Genomic DNA, 19,230 nt, shown 5'->3' on the forward strand with positions numbered 1-19,230 from the left:
CTTCTGGGCCGATCCGCCCGTCGAACCGGTGGCCAACGGTGACGGCGCTGACAGTGTCACGACGCTGTCCGCGGTGAACCTGCCGGGTGGCGCGCTGTTGCTGCTGCCCGCCCGACCCGACGAAGACGACATCCACGCGATCCGTGCGGCCGCCCGGCCGCTGCTGGAACTGCTGGCTGAACGTGGATTGCTGACAGGCTTGCTACCCCTCGACGAACGGAGCCCATCATGACCGTCCGCACCACGTCGAGGACCGACGACGAGGCCGGAGCCCGGCTCGGTTGCCCGACCTGCTGCCGGGCGTGCCGCTGTTGGTGACCGGGCGATATCGGGGAGCCGCGTCCGGATCGCTCACCCTGCGCGGCACGTCCGGCGACGGCAGTGACTGGTCGGCCACCGTCGCCGGCCAGCGCGGCGATGCCTCGGCAGTGACCGCTCAATGGGCGCGCGCCCACCTGCGCGACCTCGAGGACCGCTTCGCCTCCGCGTCGGGAGGTAACGGCAGCAGTTCCACGCAGGATCTGGCGAAGCGGATCGTCGACACGTCGCTGCGGTTCGGTGTGTTGTGCAGGTTCACGGCATACGTCGCGATGGACGACCGGGTGGTTGCCGAGGGTGAATTGCGGCACCGCGTCATGCAACCCGTCGAGCTGCCGGCCGGAACCCCGACGGCGTCGGGTCTGAAGGCGTCTCCCGCCCGGCGACCGGAAGATGCGGAGTCAGGGGCGCGAACTGTCAAGCTGCGCAACGTCGTTGCGGTGGCGGTGGCCGTCATGTTGCTGGTCGGCATCGGTTGGTTCGGGTCGCTCAGCCGGGACGGTTCCTCCACCGCGACGCGCGACGGCGTAGTAGCGGCCAATCCGTCCGCAACCGTGGCTGGCGGCCTTCCCACGACGAGGGGCGGGGTTCCCGAGAACACGGTCGAGGCGCCCAAAGCGCCACCATTTGCCCCGCCGGCGGCGCCGCCGGACAACACCTACAAACGCGACATCATCACCACGGGATCGGTGCGGATGGTCGTCGCTGAGCCCGCACAGGCGGCCGACCGGCTCGCCTCCGCGGTCACCGATGTCGGCGGGCGAGTGGACTCGCGCTCGGAGCAATCCAGGTCGTCTTCTGAGTCCGGGTCGGCGACGGTTGCTCTCGTGTTGCGCATTCCTGCGGACAAACTCGACGGGTTCCTGGCCGACGCCAGGAAACTCGGCACCGTCGAGTCGATGTCGATCGGCCACACCGACGTCACTTCGCAGCGCGTCGACCTGGATGCCCGCATCGAGGCCTTACAGACTTCGATCAATCGGCTGCTGGATCTGATGCGCCGGGCGGGCAACACCGCGGATTTGCTCGCCGCGGAGTCGTCCTTGACCCAGCGGCAGGCCGAGCTGGACTCGCTCAAGGCGCGTCGCGATACCCTTCGCGACGAGATTTCCTACGCGACAATCAATGTCAACCTCTCGGCCGTTCCGACGGTGACCAGCCATGGTTTCCCTGGCGCATTCGAACACGGGTGGCAGTCGCTGACCTCCGCCGTTCACGGCGTCGCGATGGCGGTTGGGTTCCTCATCCCGTGGATACCGGTGCTGGCCCTGGTGGCGCTGGCCGTCGTCTTCGTGCGCCGCCGGTCTTCTCGGCGAGCATCCAGCGCCACACCTGGTGCGCCGGCAACCGACGAAAATCGAAGGCTCTCAGAGGAATAGGCACGGCTCTTTGAGGTAAGTGGCGGCTGGTTCTGTCACGTCTGCCACACCAGTTTCTTGGGGGAGTCGGTTGTCGTTTTGCAACGGGTGCGAACGTTGGCCGCGCCCCCGCCGCCATCGGTCGTTATAGTAGCTAAGTAATGCTCCGTTCCGAGGAGGGCCATGCCAGACACTCAAGACGACACCTGCGCTTCGGCACGGGCCGTGGGCGGGTCGGGCAGATGACGCAACCGCAACGCCGGGGGCTCAACGACGCGGTTACGCGAATGTGGAGTTTCCTGGCCCCGGCCTACGACCTGCCGTTTTTGCAGCGCTTTGTCTATCGCCCCCCGCATGACGAGGTGATCGCGCAGCTGCGCGATCACAGGTCCGGCAAGATCGCTGATATTGCTTGCGGCACAGGAATTCTCAGCGATCGGATCGAGCGTGAACTGCACCCCGGCGAGATCTACGGCGTAGACATGTCCGACGGCATGCTGGAGCAGGCGCGCGCCAGATCCAACCGAGTGCAGTGGCTGCGGGGCCCGGCCGAGCAGCTGCCCTTTGACGACGGGGCGCTCGACGCCGTGGTGACGACCTCGGCGTTTCACTTCTTCGACCAGCCGGCGGCATTGCGCGAGTTCCGTCGCGTGCTGGCGTCTGGCGGGCTGGTGGTCGTGTCGGCCCTGAGCGCGCGCCAGGCGCTGCTGCAGGCGCCCTCGTCCAACAGGTGGAAACCCCAGCACAACGCCTCGCCGGCCGAGATGCGGGATTTGTTCGAAGGTGCCGGATTTGCCATCAGCGACCAGCACCGGATCCCGCGGCCGCTCTGGACCCGGATGATCTCCGACCTGATCACGGCGGGCACCAAAGCCTGAGGCGGACCCCGCGTGTCAGGATGGGGGAATGGCTGACGACGAGATGCGCGGCGAGCGCGAATTCAACGAGCGCAACATCGAGGAGTTCCGCCGCAACGGCGGCAAAGTGGGCGGGCAGTTCGAGGGATTTCCGCTGCTGCTGCTGACGTCGACCGGAGCGAAGAGTGGTGCCCAGCGGCTGAACCTCATCGGCTACTTCGGTATCGACGGCAAGATCTACATCATCGGCTCGGCGGCCGGCCGGGACAACAATCCCGCGTGGGTGCACAACATTCGTGCCCACCCCCAAGTGAGCGTCGAGATCGGCTCGGACGCTCCGAAGCCGGTGACCGCGCGCGAATTGCCCCGCGACGAGCGGGATTCCATCTACCGGACCGTCGTCGAGCGCGCCCCCGGGTTCGGCGAGTACGAGCAACGCACCGACCGGGTCATCCCGGTCTTCGAGTTGGTCGCCGGCTGACGCCCACGGTTACCGGAAGACCGTCTCGGCCAACATGCGCTGGGACCACGCTCGGTAGCGCTGCACCGGCCACCCATCGCGGTGGATCATCTGGAGGTAGGTGTCGACGCCGCCGATCACCACGGCGGTTTCGACGAGCTCGTCGAAGGGGACGTCCTCTCGGAGCCATCCCCGGTCGCGCGCGACATCGAGCACTCGCCAAAACTGTTGCCTGACGCCGGCCATAAATTCCTTGACGTACCGATCGAGTTCGGGATCTGCGGCGGCGCCACCAAACAGGGCCGGTGCCAACTTTGCAGTCCGCTGGTGCACCCCGATCTGGGTGCCGACGATATAGTCGACCGCTTCGTCGCGGTCCTGGATGGCCAGGAAGCGGCGACCAACCTCGAGATTGAAAAGGTTCTCTTCGTCGCTCACGCCCAGCCCGGCGAACTCGACGGCCGCGATCAGCAGCGCCGCTTTGGCGCCTTGTCCCTGCACCGTTTCGGGGGACACGCCCGCCGCGTCGGCGATTTTCGCCAGGGTGGTCCGCGCGTAACCATGCTCGGCGAAAAGCTCAGCCGCCGCGGCGACCACTCGTGACCGCGTTTGCTCCGCCTGCTGCTGGCGCAGTTCTGATCGATACGCCCGCGCAGGCCGGGAGACCTTTTCCGATATTGACTGCGGTAGCATAGTAATGAATACTACCATCACGTAATCAACGTCATCTAGGGGCGGCGGCATGGCATCGATCGTCATTGCAAGCATCCCTGCCCATGGTCACGTGACGCCGATGCTGGCCATCGCCCGCGCCTTTGTCGAACGCGGTGATCAGGTCCGGTTCATCACCGGCGCCCGCTTCGCCGACCGGGTCGCCGCGACGGGTGCGTCGCACATTCCGTTGCCGCCCGATGCTGATTTCGACGATCGCGACCTTGTCGCCAGCTTCCCTGCCCGCGCAAAGTTGAAGGGAGTCAGGGCGATTGCGTTCGATATGGAGAACGTGCTCGTTCGTCCCGCGACCGCGCAGTACGAGACCCTGATGGCTGCCCATGCCGCGGCGCCGGCGGATGTCGTTTTGATCGAACCGCTTTTCTACGGCGCAGTACTCCTGCTCGGCCACCCGCGCCCGAAGCGCCCTCCGGTCGTCGTGTGTGGTGTTGCGCCGCTTCCGATCTCGAGTGCGGACACCGCCCCGTTCGGCTTTGGACTGCCACCGATTCGGTGGGGCAACCGACAACGCAACACTGTGCTTACCGCCTTGCACCGCCGAATACTGGCGCGGCCCAACCGTATTTTGGATGAGCGTTATCGCCAGGTGCACGGCAGACCGTTGCCGTCGTCGCTCATCGACTGGTACCGACACGTCGATGCCTTTGTGCAGCTTACCGTTCCCGCATTCGAATACCCGCGCTCCGATGCGCCTGCGGCGCTGCACTTCGTCGGGCCGATCGGCGCGGCGGGCTCGGAAGCCGCGCTGCCGGTCTGGTGGTCCGACCTGGACGGCACCCGGCCCGTCGTCCACGTCAGCCAGGGAACCTTTGCCAACGTGGACTACGGGCAAGCCATCGCCCCGACGCTGGAGGCATTGGCCGACGAGGAAGTCCTGGTCGTCGTCGCCACGGGCGGCCGACCGCTCGACACACTGCCCCCGTTGCCGGAAAATGCCCGTGCGGCAACATTTCTCCCGTACGACGAGCTGCTGCCACGCATTGCCGTCTATGTCACCAACGGCGGCTACGGCGGCGTTCAGTACGCGCTGCGTTACGGCGTGCCGGTCGTCGCCACCGGCGGCAAAGAGGACAAGCCCGAGGTTGGCGCGCGGGTGAAGTGGTCCGGCGTCGGGCGCCGATTGCGGACGGAGCATCCTTCGCCCAGAGCGTTGCGACGAGCGATCGTCGCGGTGCTCAATCAGCCCCGCTACCGCGACGCGAGCCGGCGCATCGCGGCCGATATGGCCGCAGCACCGGGCTTCGCCCGCCTAGCCGAGGTAGTGGACAACCTCGCCACGACCACCCAACCTCTTACGCGGTGGAATTGATCAGTTCCTCGATCTTCTTGAGCCGCTTGGCTATCAGCGTCTTGATATCGACGGAATGGTCAGGGGAGCAGGTGACGATCTGTGCCACCACATTGGCCTTCGCGATCATCGCGAAATCGCAAAACCATTGCTCACCTTCAAGTTTCGTCGACCACTGGACCACCTCGGGCGAACCCGCCTGCAGTGGCGTCGGGTCCACGGTGGATTTGCGTTGGTCGTCGCTCCAGGCGGTGATGGGGTGCTGGCAGCCCGATACGAGCTTGCGAATCGAATCGAGAAAGGCGGCGGCGTTGAACCCGCTTGGATAGGTGGCCGACACTTCCAGTAGCTGATGCTGGTTCTTCAGGGCGTCGGCCTGGGTGCGCGCCTCGCGGCCGGTGTAGTCGTTCGGGAACAGGTGGTGGCCGCCGTAACCCGCGACACCGTGGCATTCGGCCGGGTCGGCCGACGTGAACAGCGCGTTCTGCATGTCCTGTTCGAACAACGGACTACCCGGTACCGCCGACAGTTCCTCGGATGGCGTCAGCAGTTCGACTAGCTGGGACGGAAAAATGGGTCCATTGGACCCCCCACCGCGCTTCCCGGCCTTAGGGGTGCCGGCGACGACATTGCTGCAACCGGCGAGTACTAGGCAGCACGCCAGCACGAGTAAGCAGACCACCTGCGTAACTGCGCGTGGTTGGCGTCTCGGCATTGTTCGGTGCCTGGGCACGATCGGATCTCCTTCACAGGTGTCGATCTTCATCTTCGCTTAACCCAGCATCCGGTAGCAGCCTCAATAGATTCTTGATGACGCAGCTTGCGCACGGTTTATTAACCGGTGAAGAACACGGCCGAACCGTATACACAGCGTTTCCGCTATGAAACGATCTGGCGGGAAAGATGGGTCGGTGCGCGGCGGGCGGTTGAATACCGCCGGAATGGGATAGTCACATCAGCATGGTGAGGTTTCGGGTTATCGACCCGCGTGGCGCGGTTGTCGCGACGAAGACGTTCGACAGCGCGGAAGCCGCGTACCCGTGGTTTGTCGATTCCATCGCCGGCAGTTCCGAGCTGGGTTGGCGGATGGAGGTCGACGACGCGGGGCAGTGGGCGTTCTTCGACGACACCCAAGGCTTCACCGCCCCGTCGAGCCGGCGACCGGCGCCGAACCGGCGGCCCAGCCGAACCGTGCGGACCGACAGCTCGAATCGTCACGGATGACCGGCGTCATAAGCGTTGCCAGCGATATCGACGGCTTATGTCCTCGGCAAGGCCACACCTAGAAACTGCCTGCCGCCATCGCCACAGCACGCGGAACGGCGGCCGCTTCGCCACCAGGCAAAGCGGCCGCCGTGTCAACTGGCCTACTTACTGCGGGCTCCTTACAGCGGGATCCAGACCCCGAAGAACCAGAAGCCCCACTGGTTGAACCCGGGATCCCACACGGGTGTTTCCTGGTAACCCCAGTAGTTGATCGGGCCACCGATCCATGGCGATCCGGGCGGCGGGAGCGGTCGGCCCCAGTCCGGGCGGGGCGGCTCACCCCAGCCCCAGGGTGCGGGTCCGTTGCCCCAAGGTTGCCCGTGGAAGTAGCCGCGGTGGTCATCCCCGTGCCATCCGCCCGGAGCACCGGGAGGAGGACCACCCGGGCCGCGGTCCTGAGGCCCGCCGGGTCCACCAGGTCCGTGGTTCGGAGGACCGCCGGGACCGCCAGGCCCGCCGGGTCCGCCGGGGCCGTGGTTCGGAGGACCGCCGGGTCCGCCTCCGCCGGGGCCGTGGTCCTGAGGCCCGCCAGGTCCACCTGGGCCGTGTGCCGGCGGCGCGCCCTGGTTACCGCCGCCCGGAGGGCCCTGGGGTGGTGCGCCGTGGCCGCCGGGGTTCGGCGGTGGCTGCGACGGATCGGCATATGCCATACCGGCGCCCACGCCCAACGCCGCCGCGCCCAGAGCACCCGCGACGGCTCCTCCTGCGATCAGTTGCTTTAGTTTCATGGTCCCCACCTGTTACGTCGTAAAACATCGAACATTTGCCCGATACCCAGAGGCTAAATAGCTTGTCTATGAATGCGCTGTGCTAAGCCCCTGTGCACCTTTTGCGCGGATATCTGGCACCAACGCCTGTGAATTGGCCGGTCACGCGAACGCCCCGGTCTCGTCGGCCTTTCCTCGAATACCCAGGTCGCGTCGATATATGCACCGCACTTGCCGAAACCATTAGCCTTATCCCTGCACGCCTCCGCGTACTCGCGCCCGGCGCAGACGATGGCCGAGCGCGCGAACGTGCTCCCAGTCGGTTTGCGGCGCGCTTTGGCGGGTTAGGAGTCGGCGATGGGTGACACGCCCGATTCGCGGGAGGGTTCGCAGTTCGGGCAATACCGGCTGCGGCGGCTGGTGGGGCGTGGCGGCATGGGCGACGTCTATGAGGCCGAGGACACGGTGCGGGAGCGCATCGTCGCGCTGAAGCTGATGTCCGAGACGCTCTCCCGCGACCCGGTCTTCCGCGCCCGCATGCAGCGCGAGGCCCGCACCGCGGGCCGGCTGCAGGAACCGCATGTCGTGCCGATTCACGACTACGGCGAGATCAACGGACAGCTTTACGTGGACATGCGCCTGATCGACGGCATCGATGTGGCCACCATGTTGACCCGTTATGGGCCGTTGCCCCCGGCGCGGGCGGTGGCGATCGTGCGTCAGATCGGCTCCGCGCTCGACGCCGCGCACGCTGCCGGGGTGACGCATCGCGACGTAAAACCGGAGAACATCCTGGTCAGCGCCGATGACTTCGCCTATCTCGTCGATTTCGGGATCGCCAGCGCCACGTCCGACGAGAAGCTGACGCAGCTCGGCAGCACGGTGGGCACCTTCAAATACATGGCACCGGAGCGATTCCGCGACTCCGAAGTGACCTATCGAGCCGACATCTACGCATTGGCCTGCGTGCTGTACGAGTGTTTGGTCGGGTCCCCGCCGTACCGGGGGGACCAGGTCAGCGTGATGAGCGCGCACCTGCACCAGTCGATTCCGCGGCCCAGCGTCGTGCGGCCGGGCATTCCGGCGGCCTTCGACACCGTGATCGCCCGCGGCATGGCCAAGGATCCAGCCGACCGCTACCCGACCTGCGGTGATCTGTCAGCGGCAGCCTATACGGCGCTGGCCACACCAGATCAGGACCGCGCCACCAACATCCTGCAGCGCAGCCAGGCGGCGAGCATGCCGGTCGGGTTTGCCGGCACGCCGCCCGGCGGTTTCACGCCTGCTCCACCAGGTGCGCCCGCACCGGTGACCCACGTTCAGCCGCAGGGGACCGGGTGGCGGCCGGCGCCGTCGGGTCCCGGCTCGACAGTGACTCCCGGCGGACCCATGCGCAGCAGGCCGATGCCGAGCGGCCCGATGCCCAGCGGGCCGATGCCTTGGGCCGGGGCACCGCCATGGGGTCAACCGCCGGTTCAGCCGTCCCAAGCCTCACGCACGCCCTGGCTGTGGGTTGGCGTTGCCGCTGCGGTCGTGATGACCCTGGTGGGCGGCGCGCTCCTCGTTGTGGCCAAACCCTGGGAGTCGTCGCCCACGCCGGCGTCGTCGCCGTCGCCGGCTGCAGCGGCGCCAGATGCGGTGGCGCTCAAGGTGCTCGACGACGGTGTGTTTCTCGGCAGTTCGGCGGCGGCGGTGACGATTGACATTTTCAACGAGCCGCTCTGCCCGCCATGTGGCAGCTTCATCCGGTCGAACGCCAGCGATATCGACACCGCGGTGAACAACAAGAAGCTCGCGGTGCGCTACCACCTGCTCAATTTCCTGGACACCTCGTCGCGCAGCAAGAATTACTCGACCCGGGCGGTTGCGGCTACGTATTGTGTTGCGGCGCAGAACGACCCGAAGATCTACAGCGACTTCTACTCCGGCCTGTTCACCAGTAACTTTCAGCCGCCCGAAAACGGACCTGAAGACCGCACCGATGGCGAACTGGCCCAACTGGCCAAGTCGGTGGGCGCCGACGCCTCGGTCGTCAGCTGCATCAAGTCCGGCGCCGACGTCGCAACTGCCGCAGCGAAGGCCGGCGCCGCCTTCGCGTCGCTCCGGTCACTCAATGCCGATTCAACGCCTTTCGTGTGGGACGGCGGCAAGTCGGTGAACTACAAGGATCCGGGCTGGCTCACGAAGCTGGTCGGCCAGTAGTCGGTTGACGTCGAAACGTGCGGCCGAGCGCGTCGATGCGGCTAGGCCAACATCGGCGCGAGTTCGGCGCGCGGCACCGCAACTTTCAGTGGCCCGTCCACGTGCGGTAGCAACCCGTATTGGTTGAAGAAGAAGATCACCGCGTCGTCGGTGATTGCAAAACTCTGATACGCGGCCGCACCGAGTTCGTTGAGCGTCAGCAGGCCTGGCGCATCGTGTTTGTCCAACTCGCGCTGGACAATTGGGTTGAGTACCTCCAGCGGTTTGGTGCCGGCTTTGAACAGCGTGTCGAACGTGATGGCGGTGTGCTTGGCCAGGTCGTAGTTGAACGCCTTGAAGGTGGTGACCGGGTTGATGCCGGTGTCGTTTCCGATGTCGAGCAGCAGGCTTTGGGTGCCTAGGGTCGGGGTGCCGGATCGGTATGCGTGGCCGCCGATGTCCAGTCGATAGCTGACCGAGCTACCGCGTGGCGGCTGATGGGCGACCCAATCGTTGAATTGATCGCGACGCTGGACCAGGAAGTCCGTGACCGCCTGCTGGTCCGGGTAGTCGACCGGAAAGCGGAAGTCGAGGTTTGACGTGGGAGTGGCAGCGCGTACGTGGCAGATCTGCTTGGTGTCGAGCGTGCCGCCGAGGCTGGTGCAGGCCGACTGCGCGACGGCAGTCGTGGTTGGCTGACCGGCCGACGAGGCAGTGCTTTGGGCGGGGGTGCTTGATGTGCCGCATGCCGCTACGCCCATGATCGCGGCCACAGCGATGCATGCGAGCCCGCCACCCCGGTTCGGCATCCGGGCGCTGATGGCTGGTTTGGTGAATGTAGTGGACATGCGGCCTCGGGGTGTTTGCTGTTGTCGGTTGGCTAATCTTCGTGGTTTGCGCACCGGCTGTCACTCCGCTGTGAATTGATCAGCGGCACTACGGCTTTCACCGGTGCTCTGATGCGCGCGCGGCGCATGGCGGCGGTCGCGCAAGCGGTCGAATTGCGTCAGGTAATACTCGACTAGGGAAACAGGCGCGTTCCGAACAACGACGGAGGGTATGCAATGGCAAACGCGAAACCACTCGAAGGCATCCGTGTCCTGGAGGCCGCGGTGTGGACGTTTGTGCCTGCGGCCGGAGCGGTGCTGGCCGAATGGGGCGCCGAGGTGATCAAGATCGAGCCGCGGGTGGGCGGCGATCCCCAGCGTGGTCTGGTCACCATGGGCCTGGTCCCCGGCGGTCCGGACGGGGTCAACTACATGATCGAGATGCCCAACCGCGGCAAGAAGTCGATCGGAGTCGACATGACCACGCCCGGCGGGCAGGAGGTGGTGCACGACCTCGCCAAGACCTGCGATGTGTTCCTGACCAGTTACCTGCCGAGCAGGCGCAAACGGTTCGCGATCGATATCGACGACATTCGCGCCGTCAACCCCGACATCATCTATGTGCGCGGATCCGGCTACGGCCCGAAGGGGCCGGACGCGGACAAGGCCGGCTACGACGGGGTCTCGTTCTTCTCCCGCGGCGGGATCAGTAATGCGTTCACCCGTGATTTCCCCGAACCGGTCATGCAGACCCCGGCTTTCGGCGATCTGCTGGGCGGATTGACGATCGCCGGCGGCGTCGCGGCGGCCCTCTACAAGCGCAAGGCAACGGGGGAGACGTCGGTGGTCGACGTGTCACTGCTCGGGCTCGCGTCGTGGTCCATGAGCCCGCAGGTCACCGCGGCCATGCTCTACGGCGGCGACCCGATGCCGAACTTCACCCACCGCGACATGCCCAACCCGCTGGTGGGCACGTACAAGACCCGGGACGGCCGCTACATCACACTGATGATGCTGCAGGGCGAGAAGTTCCTGCCCGAGGTTCTCTCGGTGATCGGACGGTCGGATCTGTTGGAGGACAAGCGATTTGCCGATCCTCACTCGCGCTACGAGAACCGCGGCGAGTTCATCGACATCCTCGACGCGGAGTTCGCCGCCCATACCGTCGACGAGTGGCGCGAGATCCTGGCGCCGCTCTCCGGAGCATGGAGCGTGCTGCAGAAGCCGAGCGAGTTGCGGCACGATCCGATGGTGGTGGCCAACGGTTACATTCCTGACGTCAACGCGATGAACGGCGCGCCATACATTCTGCCCACCAACCCGGTGCAGTTCGACGAGGCGCAGGTGAAGCCGACGGGAGCGCCCGAACACGGTCAGCACACCGAGGAGGTGCTGCTCGAGGCCGGTGTCGAATGGGACAAGATCGAGCAGTACAAGGAGCAGGGCGCGATCTTGTAGCGCGAGCAGCGTCGGATCCGCCTGCTCGCCCAATGGGGTCCGTGATATCATAAAGCTACTTTGACATCACTTTCGGACGGGCGGACTACCAGCATGAGCGTCTTCTCCCTGCGGCTGCGCGAGCCGGGCCTGCGCGAACTGGTCCGCGAGGTGGCCAACCACGAAGACATCAGCCAGAACGAGCTGATCGAGCAGGCCGTCGCGCACGAGGTTCTGCTCAGGGGGGCCACGCTGGTCGCCGATCTCGAGCGGGCTGCCGCACGAATCGCCGAGCTGACCGACGCCGAGTACGCCAGGATCGTCGACGACAGCCTGACCGACTTTGCCGAAGGCGAGGGCCAGCCCGAGCCGTTGCAGGCCTACGCGCTGGACATGGATCAACTCGCGACCGAGGTCCCCGAAGCCGACAGTCTCGGGGTCATCGCGGCGTTCGATTCAGCGCGCGCCTGACGACGCAGTGCCGAGCCGGCCGTGGAACGAGGATGCGCGGGCCGATCTGGCCCGGATCAAGGCCAATGCCGCTGCGCTGATCACGTCTATCGCGGCCGACGCGCAGGACTGGACGACGCTGCCGGACGCTGACCGGGCCCGGGAATGGCATGCACGGCTGTATGCGGGTTGCCGGGTGCCGGTTGCCGGCTATGTGGGCCACTTCCGTGGTGATCCGGCGGTGCCCGACCTCCTCGGATACGAGATCGGCATCGGACGGCGTCGAGCCGACGGGCTGCCGGAGAAGCTCGGCGTCTTCTCCAAGGATCTCGCGCAGGAGATACCGAGGCTGATAACGCAGATCCAGGCCGGGATCACGCAGTTGGATTCGGCGCTCAAACCGGGCGTGCGGCCGGTGACGACCGCGACCGTCGAGGCGGTCGTCCTGCTGAGCGCCCGTGTGCACGGCGAGTGGATTCGTCTGCACCCCTTCGCCAACGGCAACGGGCGCACGGCGCGGGTGTGGGCGAATTTCATCGCACTACGCTATTCGCTTCCAGCGTTCGTTGCGGTCAAACCGCGGCCCGAGGGCAACGCCTACGCCCGCGCCGGTCAGTCGTCGATGGGCCGCCCGCCGGACTTCGTGGGAGACCATCGCCCGATCACAGCGGTCTTCGCCCGCATGTTGGCTCAAGCATTGGCAGGCTGACGAGACGGCTGCCGAAACGCCGAAGGCAATCTGGCAAACTGTGTCGCCCCCGGCGGGTAGCCTGTGACCCTCGATAGCTCTGTTGCATAGGGGGATTCGTTGAACCGGATATTGCAGTTGCTGGCGTTGCTGGTGCTATTGCTGTTCGCCGGGGTCTGGATATGGGTCGGGATCCGGGTCCTGCAATTCCACCCGACAATTCCGGGTCAAAAGGTCAGCTTCACCGACGCGCAAGTAACGGTAGCCGGCTTCCTTGCTTCGGCGGTCGGAGCCGGCACCGCCTCCGTTCTGGGCATCGAAGTGCAGAAAGTGTCCGGTCAAGAGGGACAATCCATTGCGGTCCAAATCGGACAAGCGACGAAGGCATCCCTGATGCTGACCATCGGAATCCTCACCTACGCACTCGTGGGGGTCTTCGTGTTGCTCGTCTGGTTGGCGAAATCCGATGTCGCGACAGACATGGTCAGCGCCTTCGCGCTGGGTGTCCTGGGTTGGCTAGGCGGATCGTTCGCGGCGGTGTTCCAAAAGACCGACTGATCGTTTCGCAGCGAGAGACATGAGTTTGGGTGCGACGACGCCAATGAGATTTACGATTTGCCCATGGCGCTCGAGGTTGGTCAGGTTTTCGCCGGCTACACAATTTCGCGGGTCCTAGGCGCGGGAGGAATGGGCGCGGTTTATCTGGCCTCCCATCCGCGGTTACCGCGCGAAGAAGCGCTCAAGGTGCTGCCGACGGAACTGACCATCGATCCGGAGTTCCGGGGACGGTTTGAGCGTGAAGCCGAGATGGTGGCCGGCCTGTCTCATCCGCACATCGTGGGAATTCATGACCGCGGCGAAACCGACGGCCAGTTCTGGATTTCGATGGACTACGTCGCCGGCACCGATGCGGCCCGGCTACTGGCTGAGCAGTACCCCGGCGGAATGCCGGCGAACGAGGCGGTGCCGATCATTACCGCGGTGGCCTCGGCGCTGGACTATGCCCATCGCCGGGGTTTGTTGCACCGTGACGTCAAGCCGGCCAACATCTTGCTCAGCGACCCCGATGGGCAGGGTCGACGGGTTTATCTGGCCGATTTCGGTATAGCGCGTCCGATGGAAGATGCGGCGGGTCTGACGGCGACCAATATGACCGTGGGCACGGTGTTCTACTCCGCGCCCGAGCAGCTCAGGGGCGAGTCGATCGACGGGCGTGCCGACCAGTATGCGTTGGCGTGCACCGCATTTCACATGCTGACCGGCGCGCCGCCGTATGCCGATTCCAATCCCGCGGTGGTGATCACCAAGCATGTCAGCGCGCCGCCGCCGCCGATCGGCGCGCGCAGTCCCGAGCTGGCCGGGTTGGATTCGGTGTTTGCCCGGGCGATGGCCAAAGAGCGATCCGGCCGGTTCGGCAGTTGTCGCGAGTTCGCCGATCAATTGAGCCAGTACGTGAGTCCGGTTTCCGCATACGGCGGCGAAGTTACCGCCGCTGAACCAGTCACCGTCGCTGAAACCAACGCCAGGTTGGGCCTCACCGCACCCACTGTGCAGCCGCAGGCGCAACCGCGGCGGTTGGCGCGGCGCCCCGGCGTGCTGGTTGGCGCACTGGTCGCCGCGGTGCTGCTGCTCGCCGGCGGTGTCTTTGCCGTCGTCACGCTCACCCGGCACCCTCATCCGGTCGCCGCGGCCGGAGCACCCAACTCCACGCCCTCCGCCAAGGCCGCGGCACCCAACACCGGTCCGCTTACCGGCGTCTATCGGGTTCAATTCGGTCCGGGCGCCAACATCAACGACGTCCCGGGTTCGGGTTTGCCGCCGACAACCGAGACGTACGGCATCCGCTCGGTGTGCCGGCCCACCGGGTGCGCGGCGACCGCGTCCCGGCTCAATGGCGGGACCGCGTTCGCGCCGAACCCGGTGTTCGACCAGCTCGCCGACCGCTGGGTGGCGGTAAACCTCGTCACGACTCCATGCGGAGCCGGAGGCGGTTCCACGGCTGAGGGATGGGAAGTGTTCACCCTGCGACCCGGTCCCGCGGGCACCTTCACCGGCGACTACACGATGATGACCAGCAATTTATGCGAGCTCAAACGTACCGTGACCTTCACCCGCGCTTCAGATGTGGACGTCAACACCCTGCCCGACCCGGCCGCGCTACCGCCGCGGGTGGTGCCGCCGGCCGAAGCGCTACACGGGCACTACCGCGAGCGGCGGACCTTCAATGTCCCCGCCCAGCCACACCAGGTGGACTTTGCGGTCACCACCGAGTGCCTACGGACCGGCGAGCGCTGCATGAGCTTCTTCTACGCTGCGTCGGGTGAGGTGGAGCCGCTCGTATTCGATGGCGGGAACTGGGTTTTGGACACCTCCCAGGACACCGCGTGTTCGCGCAACGGCCAAACCATGAACATAAAAAAGACCGGGAAGTATCCGTTGCCCCAACCACCGCAGAATCCCATCACGCTGCTCACCGGTCACGGCAGACACGTACAGTCCGCGCCGTGCGCGATGAGCGGAGATTTCGACGAAACGTTCACTCGCACCGGCGATTAGAACGGGATTGGGCGGGACATCTGTCATCCGTAGCATCCGTCGGCGATTGAATTCGCGGCTAATCCGTGCGTCGACTGACGTGACGCACTTACGATTTGGCCATGCCCCTTGACGTTGGTGAGGTGTTCGCCGGTTACACGATCGTGCGGGTGCTGGGCGCCGGCGGAATGGGCAAGGTGTACTTGGCCTCACACCCGCGGTTGCCGCGTCAGGACGCGGTAAAGGTCCTGCCGATGGATCTGACCGCGGACCCCGAGTTTCGGGCGCGATTCATGCGTGAGGCCGAATTGGCAGCCGGACTGTCTCATCCGCACATCGTGGCGATCCATGACCGCGGCGAACACGACGGCCATTTCTGGATCTCGATGGACTACGTGGCCGGCACCGATGCGGGCGAGTTGATGAACGAGCACTACCCCGACGGAATGCCTGTCGACGAGGCGTTACCGATCATCACCGCGGTCGCCCTGGCCCTGGATCATGCGCATCATCGCGGGCTGCTGCATCGCGACGTCAAGCCGGCCAACATCTTGTTGACCGACCCGGACGGCCAGGAGCGGCGGATTTTTCTCGCCGATTTCGGCATCGCGCGACGCATCGATGACGCGGCGGGCCTGACCGCGACCAACATGACGGTGGGCACCGTGGCCTACGCGCCGCCTGAGCAATTGAAGGGTGAGGCCGTCGACGGGCGTGCCGATCAATATGCGTTGGCCTGCACCGCCTTTCACCTACTGACCGGCGCGCCTCCATACGTGCATTCCAACCCCGCGGTGGTGATCACCCAGCATGTCATCGGGCACCCGGCTCCGATCAGTGAGCGGCGCCCCGAATTGGCGCCGCTGGACTGGGTATTTGCCGTGGCGATGGCCAGGAAGCCCGCGGGCCGTTTTGGCAGCTGCGCGGAGTTCGCCGAGCAACTGCGTGAGTCTCTTGTTCCAGGCTCTACATCCGGTCGCCGTGACGTCGCGTTCCCGCGAACCGAACCGTATGCCATAACTGCGCCCACTCAACCACCACCAGCAGTCGTCGCGGGCCCGCGACGCCGCCGGGGTGTTCTGATCGGTGCCTTGGTGGGAGTCGCGTTGTTGATCGCCGGCGGCGTCTTCGCCGTCATGAACTTCACCCAGCATCACGACCCGGGTACCCCGGTGGGTCCACTCACCGGCACCTACCGGGCGGACTTCGGCCCGCTCATGACGCTCGACCAGACGGCTGCCGATCCAAGTACGACACCTTCGACCCTGATGAGCAGCACGTACGGCCTGCGGTCGGTGTGTCGCTCCACTGGGTGCGTGGCGACGGCAGCACGCGTCGGTGGCGTACCTATAGCAGCAGCGAACGCGGTGTTAGACCAGATCGGCGGGAGCTGGGTGGGGGTAGTCCTCGGCTCAGATGATTGCCAGGGCGCAACCGTCCAATTCTGGCAGACGTTCGCGCTGCAACCACGGCCCGACGGCACCCTCACCGGGGTATACACCACGACTTCCAACAACGTCTGCGCCAATAGTCGAACCGTTACCTTCACCCGCACTGGCGATGTGGACGACAGCAAGGTTCCCGATCCAGCCAGTCAACCGCCTCGCGTGGCATCGCCTGCCCAAGCGCTGTACGGGCACTACAAGTCCGCGCAGAACTTTACGACCGGAGACCACCAAGGGCGGCAGGCGGACTATGCGGTCGCCACGGAGTGTCTGCGCACCGGCGATCGGTGTATCAGCTACCTCCATGAGCCGTCGGAAGACATACCGCTCGTATTCGGCGACGGGAAATGGGTGTGGAACGTCGAAGCCGATGTTGAGTGCAAGTCTGGGGGCTCCACGCATCTAAAAGTCAATGCGGAGTTTCCCCTACCTCAGCCACTGCAGAATCCAATTACCGAGCTCAAAGGACACGGTCACCACGAACAGAGCGCGCCCTGTGCGATGGCCGGGGACTTCGATGAAACATTCACGCGGGTTGGCTGATTAACACCACCCTGATCGCGTAGTACCGCTGTCGGTAATGCTGGGGTGAATTGTGGGTGCCGCCGGAGTGGCAGGAACTACGATTTGGCCATGGCGCTTGAAGTTGGTCAGGTGTTCGCCGGATACACGATCATGCGGGTGCTGGGCGCCGGCGGGATGGGGGCGGTCTATCTGGCGTCGCATCCGCGGTTGCCGCGTGAGGATGCGCTGAAAGTACTGCCGGCGGACTTGACCACCGATCCAGGGTTTCGGGCGCGCTTCGAGCGTGAGGCGGAGTTGGCGTCCGGCCTTTCTCATCCGCACATCGTGCGGATTCATGACCGCGGCGAAGAGGACGGCCAGTTCTGGATTTCCATGGACTACGTCGCCGGCACCGATGCGGCGCGGCTGCTGCGTGAGCAGTACCCGGGCGGGATGGCGCCGGCCGAGGTGGTTTCGATCATTACCGCGGTCGGCTCGGCTCTGGATTACGCCCACAATCGGGGGTTGTTGCATCGTGATGTCAAGCCCGCGAACATTTTGCTGAGCGATCCCGAAGGGCAGGAGCGGCGAGTCTATCTGGCTGACTTCGGCATCGCGCGGCGCATGGATGATGCGGCCGGCTTGACGGCGACAAACATGACGTTGGGCACGGTGGCGTATGCGGCGCCCGAGCAGTTGAAAGGTGAGCACGTCGACGGGCGCGCCGATCAGTATGCGTTGGCGTGCACAGCATTTCACTTGCTCACCGGCAAGCCGCCATACGGCAATTCCAATCCCGCAGTGGTGATTACGCAGCATGTCAGCGCACCGCCGCCGTCTATCGGTCCGGGTCGTCCCGAGTTGGCGGGCCTGGATCCGGTTTTCGCCACGGCGATGGCCAAAGAGCCTTCGGGCCGGTTTGGCAGTTGTCGGGAGTTCACCGACCAACTGAGCCAATACCTGAGTTCAGGTGCCTCGGCTGTTGCTGCGGTTCCCTACCCGGACACCCAGCCCGCGCTGGACGGGACATCGCGGGCGCCGGTACCACCACCGGGCGCACCACCCCAAGGCAAGCGGAACCGCCGTCCCATCCTGATCGGCGCGTTGGTGGGCGTGCCACTGCTGGTCGCCGGCGGGGTCTTCGCCGTCGTCGCACTCAACCGGCATCCCAATCCGACGGCCGCCCGGCCCGGAACTTCCGGCGCGCCCACCGCCGCCCAGCCGGCGCCCAACGCGGGTCCCTTCACCGGCGTCTATTCGGCCCTCTTCGGCCAGGGCGCCAGTGTCAACGGTGTCCCGGCTCCGGAAGCGAAGCCGTTGACGGACACGTACGCTTTCCGCTCGGTGTGCGGAAGCACCGGGTGCGTGGCGACCGCGACGCGCCTGAGCGGCGATATGCGAGTCGCGTCGAATGCGGTGTTCGATAAGGTCGGCGAACGCTGGGTGGCCGTAACCCTCGATTCAAGTACGTGCAACGACGTTGCCGGCGAAGTCTGGGAAGTGTTCACGTTGGAACCGCGTCCCGACGGCACTTTCGTCGGCGAATACCGCGGGGCCGACGCCCATCTCTGCGCTGGAAAACGTCCCGTGACCTTCACCCGCACGGCAGACGTCGATGTCAACAGCCTCCCCGACCCGGCCAAGCTACCGCCGCGAGTGGCGTCGCCGGCCGAGGCGCTACACGGCCGCTACCAATGGAAGCGAACCTTCAAGGACGGGAAAACCCCACCACTGCAGGACAGCATGGCTGTGGTGACCGACTGTCTGCGCACCGGCGATCGGTGCATAAGCTACTTCCACTCAGGCAGAGCCGAGCTGCCGCTGGTATTCGGCGGCGGGAACTGGACCTTGGAGGGCGACCGCAACCAACAGGGCTGCGGCGGCACGGTCCACATAGTAGTGAGCGCGCAATATCCGCTGCCTCAGCCGGCAAAAGATCCCATTACGCAGCTCACCGGGCACGGTCACCTTGAACAGTCCGGGGTCGGGATCGGGACCTGCAAAGTGAATACAGATTTCGACGACACATATACACGAGTCGGCGATTGACGCCGGAAGGCTGACCTACTTCAGGGGCACACTTGGCAGGCAATGCCGTCGCCGTCACGGTCAAGTTCTGGCCGGTAACCCGGCTGGCCCCGACGAATCGGTGCCGCACCGGCAGCGCAGGCTGCCTT

18 protein-coding genes and 1 pseudogene are annotated in these 19,230 nt (G+C 65.5%); 14 read left to right on the forward strand and 5 right to left on the reverse strand.

What is annotated here, in order from left to right; all coding sequences use genetic code 11:
• The 4 genes and pseudogenes from VML93_RS02170 to VML93_RS02185 form a co-directional block, all read left to right on the forward strand.
• Positions 1 to 232: pseudogene (locus VML93_RS02170) on the forward strand (hypothetical protein); the annotation flags it as partial.
• A 49-nt stretch (positions 233 to 281) separates the two neighbouring features.
• Positions 282 to 1,697, forward strand: coding sequence for a DUF4349 domain-containing protein (locus VML93_RS02175; RefSeq protein WP_325607205.1), 1,416 nt, complete (start codon positions 282 to 284; stop codon positions 1,695 to 1,697).
• Positions 1,698 to 1,918: 221 nt separating this feature from the next.
• On the forward strand, positions 1,919 to 2,554 hold the full coding sequence (locus tag VML93_RS02180; protein WP_325607207.1) for a class I SAM-dependent methyltransferase: 636 nt from the start codon (positions 1,919 to 1,921) through the stop codon (positions 2,552 to 2,554).
• 28 nt (positions 2,555 to 2,582) lie between these two features.
• Positions 2,583 to 3,014 carry a nitroreductase/quinone reductase family protein gene (locus VML93_RS02185; protein ID WP_325607209.1) on the forward strand — a complete coding sequence of 144 codons (432 nt, stop codon included), beginning with the start codon at positions 2,583 to 2,585 and terminating at the stop codon, positions 3,012 to 3,014.
• A gap of 9 nt (positions 3,015 to 3,023) precedes the next feature.
• Here the strand turns inward: VML93_RS02185 and VML93_RS02190 are convergent, their stop codons facing one another.
• Entirely contained in the window at positions 3,024 to 3,686 is a 663-nt protein-coding gene (locus VML93_RS02190; protein ID WP_325607211.1) for a helix-turn-helix domain-containing protein, read from the reverse strand.
• A gap of 49 nt (positions 3,687 to 3,735) precedes the next feature.
• Here VML93_RS02190 and VML93_RS02195 point away from each other — a divergent pair, with 49 nt between their 5' ends.
• Positions 3,736 to 5,034, forward strand: a complete 1,299-nt coding sequence (locus VML93_RS02195; protein WP_325607214.1) for a glycosyltransferase — start codon at positions 3,736 to 3,738, stop codon at positions 5,032 to 5,034.
• Here VML93_RS02195 and VML93_RS02200 read toward each other — a convergent pair.
• On the reverse strand, positions 5,018 to 5,695 hold the full coding sequence (locus VML93_RS02200) for a sensor domain-containing protein (RefSeq protein WP_325607216.1): 678 nt from the start codon (positions 5,693 to 5,695) through the stop codon (positions 5,018 to 5,020). The two genes, VML93_RS02195 and VML93_RS02200, sit on opposite strands and share 17 nt — an antisense overlap.
• Positions 5,696 to 5,973: 278 nt before the next feature.
• Here VML93_RS02200 and VML93_RS02205 point away from each other — a divergent pair, with 278 nt between their 5' ends.
• Entirely contained in the window at positions 5,974 to 6,237 is a 264-nt protein-coding gene (locus tag VML93_RS02205; protein ID WP_325607218.1) for a hypothetical protein, read from the forward strand.
• Positions 6,238 to 6,398: 161 nt separating this feature from the next.
• On the opposite strand, the gene VML93_RS02210 is transcribed toward VML93_RS02205, so the two are convergent.
• Positions 6,399 to 7,007 (reverse strand): chitin-binding protein, encoded by a 609-nt coding sequence (locus tag VML93_RS02210; RefSeq protein WP_325607220.1) that lies wholly within the window; start codon positions 7,005 to 7,007, stop codon positions 6,399 to 6,401.
• A gap of 336 nt (positions 7,008 to 7,343) precedes the next feature.
• On the opposite strand from VML93_RS02210, the gene VML93_RS02215 reads away from it, so the two are divergent.
• The gene (locus tag VML93_RS02215; RefSeq protein ID WP_325607222.1) at positions 7,344 to 9,188 is read left to right on the forward strand and encodes a serine/threonine protein kinase PknE; all 1,845 of its coding nucleotides are present in this window, start codon (positions 7,344 to 7,346) and stop codon (positions 9,186 to 9,188) included.
• A gap of 41 nt (positions 9,189 to 9,229) precedes the next feature.
• Here VML93_RS02215 and VML93_RS02220 read toward each other — a convergent pair whose 3' ends face one another.
• The gene (locus VML93_RS02220) at positions 9,230 to 10,015 is read right to left on the reverse strand and encodes an esterase (RefSeq protein WP_325607224.1); all 786 of its coding nucleotides are present in this window, start codon (positions 10,013 to 10,015) and stop codon (positions 9,230 to 9,232) included.
• A 216-nt stretch (positions 10,016 to 10,231) separates the two neighbouring features.
• On the opposite strand from VML93_RS02220, the gene VML93_RS02225 reads away from it, so the two are divergent.
• The 7 genes from VML93_RS02225 (at position 10,232) to VML93_RS02255 (ending at position 19,102) form a co-directional block, all read left to right on the forward strand.
• Positions 10,232 to 11,452 carry a CoA transferase gene (locus VML93_RS02225; protein WP_325607226.1) on the forward strand — a complete coding sequence of 407 codons (1,221 nt, stop codon included), beginning with the start codon at positions 10,232 to 10,234 and terminating at the stop codon, positions 11,450 to 11,452.
• Between the two features lie 93 nt (positions 11,453 to 11,545).
• Entirely contained in the window at positions 11,546 to 11,902 is a 357-nt protein-coding gene (locus tag VML93_RS02230) for a hypothetical protein (RefSeq protein WP_325607228.1), read from the forward strand.
• A 7-nt stretch (positions 11,903 to 11,909) separates the two neighbouring features.
• Entirely contained in the window at positions 11,910 to 12,590 is a 681-nt protein-coding gene (locus tag VML93_RS02235) for a Fic family protein (protein WP_325607232.1), read from the forward strand.
• Between the two features lie 99 nt (positions 12,591 to 12,689).
• The gene (locus VML93_RS02240) at positions 12,690 to 13,127 is read left to right on the forward strand and encodes a hypothetical protein (protein WP_325607234.1); all 438 of its coding nucleotides are present in this window, start codon (positions 12,690 to 12,692) and stop codon (positions 13,125 to 13,127) included.
• 63 nt (positions 13,128 to 13,190) lie between these two features.
• Positions 13,191 to 15,125 carry a serine/threonine-protein kinase gene (locus tag VML93_RS02245; RefSeq protein ID WP_325607236.1) on the forward strand — a complete coding sequence of 645 codons (1,935 nt, stop codon included), beginning with the start codon at positions 13,191 to 13,193 and terminating at the stop codon, positions 15,123 to 15,125.
• A 101-nt stretch (positions 15,126 to 15,226) separates the two neighbouring features.
• Positions 15,227 to 17,092, forward strand: coding sequence for a serine/threonine-protein kinase (locus VML93_RS02250; protein ID WP_325607239.1), 1,866 nt, complete (start codon positions 15,227 to 15,229; stop codon positions 17,090 to 17,092).
• Positions 17,093 to 17,182: 90 nt separating this feature from the next.
• On the forward strand, positions 17,183 to 19,102 hold the full coding sequence (locus VML93_RS02255; RefSeq protein WP_325607242.1) for a serine/threonine-protein kinase: 1,920 nt from the start codon (positions 17,183 to 17,185) through the stop codon (positions 19,100 to 19,102).
• 20 nt (positions 19,103 to 19,122) lie between these two features.
• Here VML93_RS02255 and VML93_RS02260 read toward each other — a convergent pair.
• Positions 19,123 to 19,230, reverse strand: a 108-nt coding sequence (locus VML93_RS02260; protein ID WP_325607244.1) for an excalibur calcium-binding domain-containing protein, incomplete at its 5' end; no start/stop codon positions are given.

It is taken from the genome of Mycobacterium sp., from assembly GCF_035499775.1.
Lineage (GTDB): Bacteria > Actinomycetota > Actinomycetes > Mycobacteriales > Mycobacteriaceae > Mycobacterium.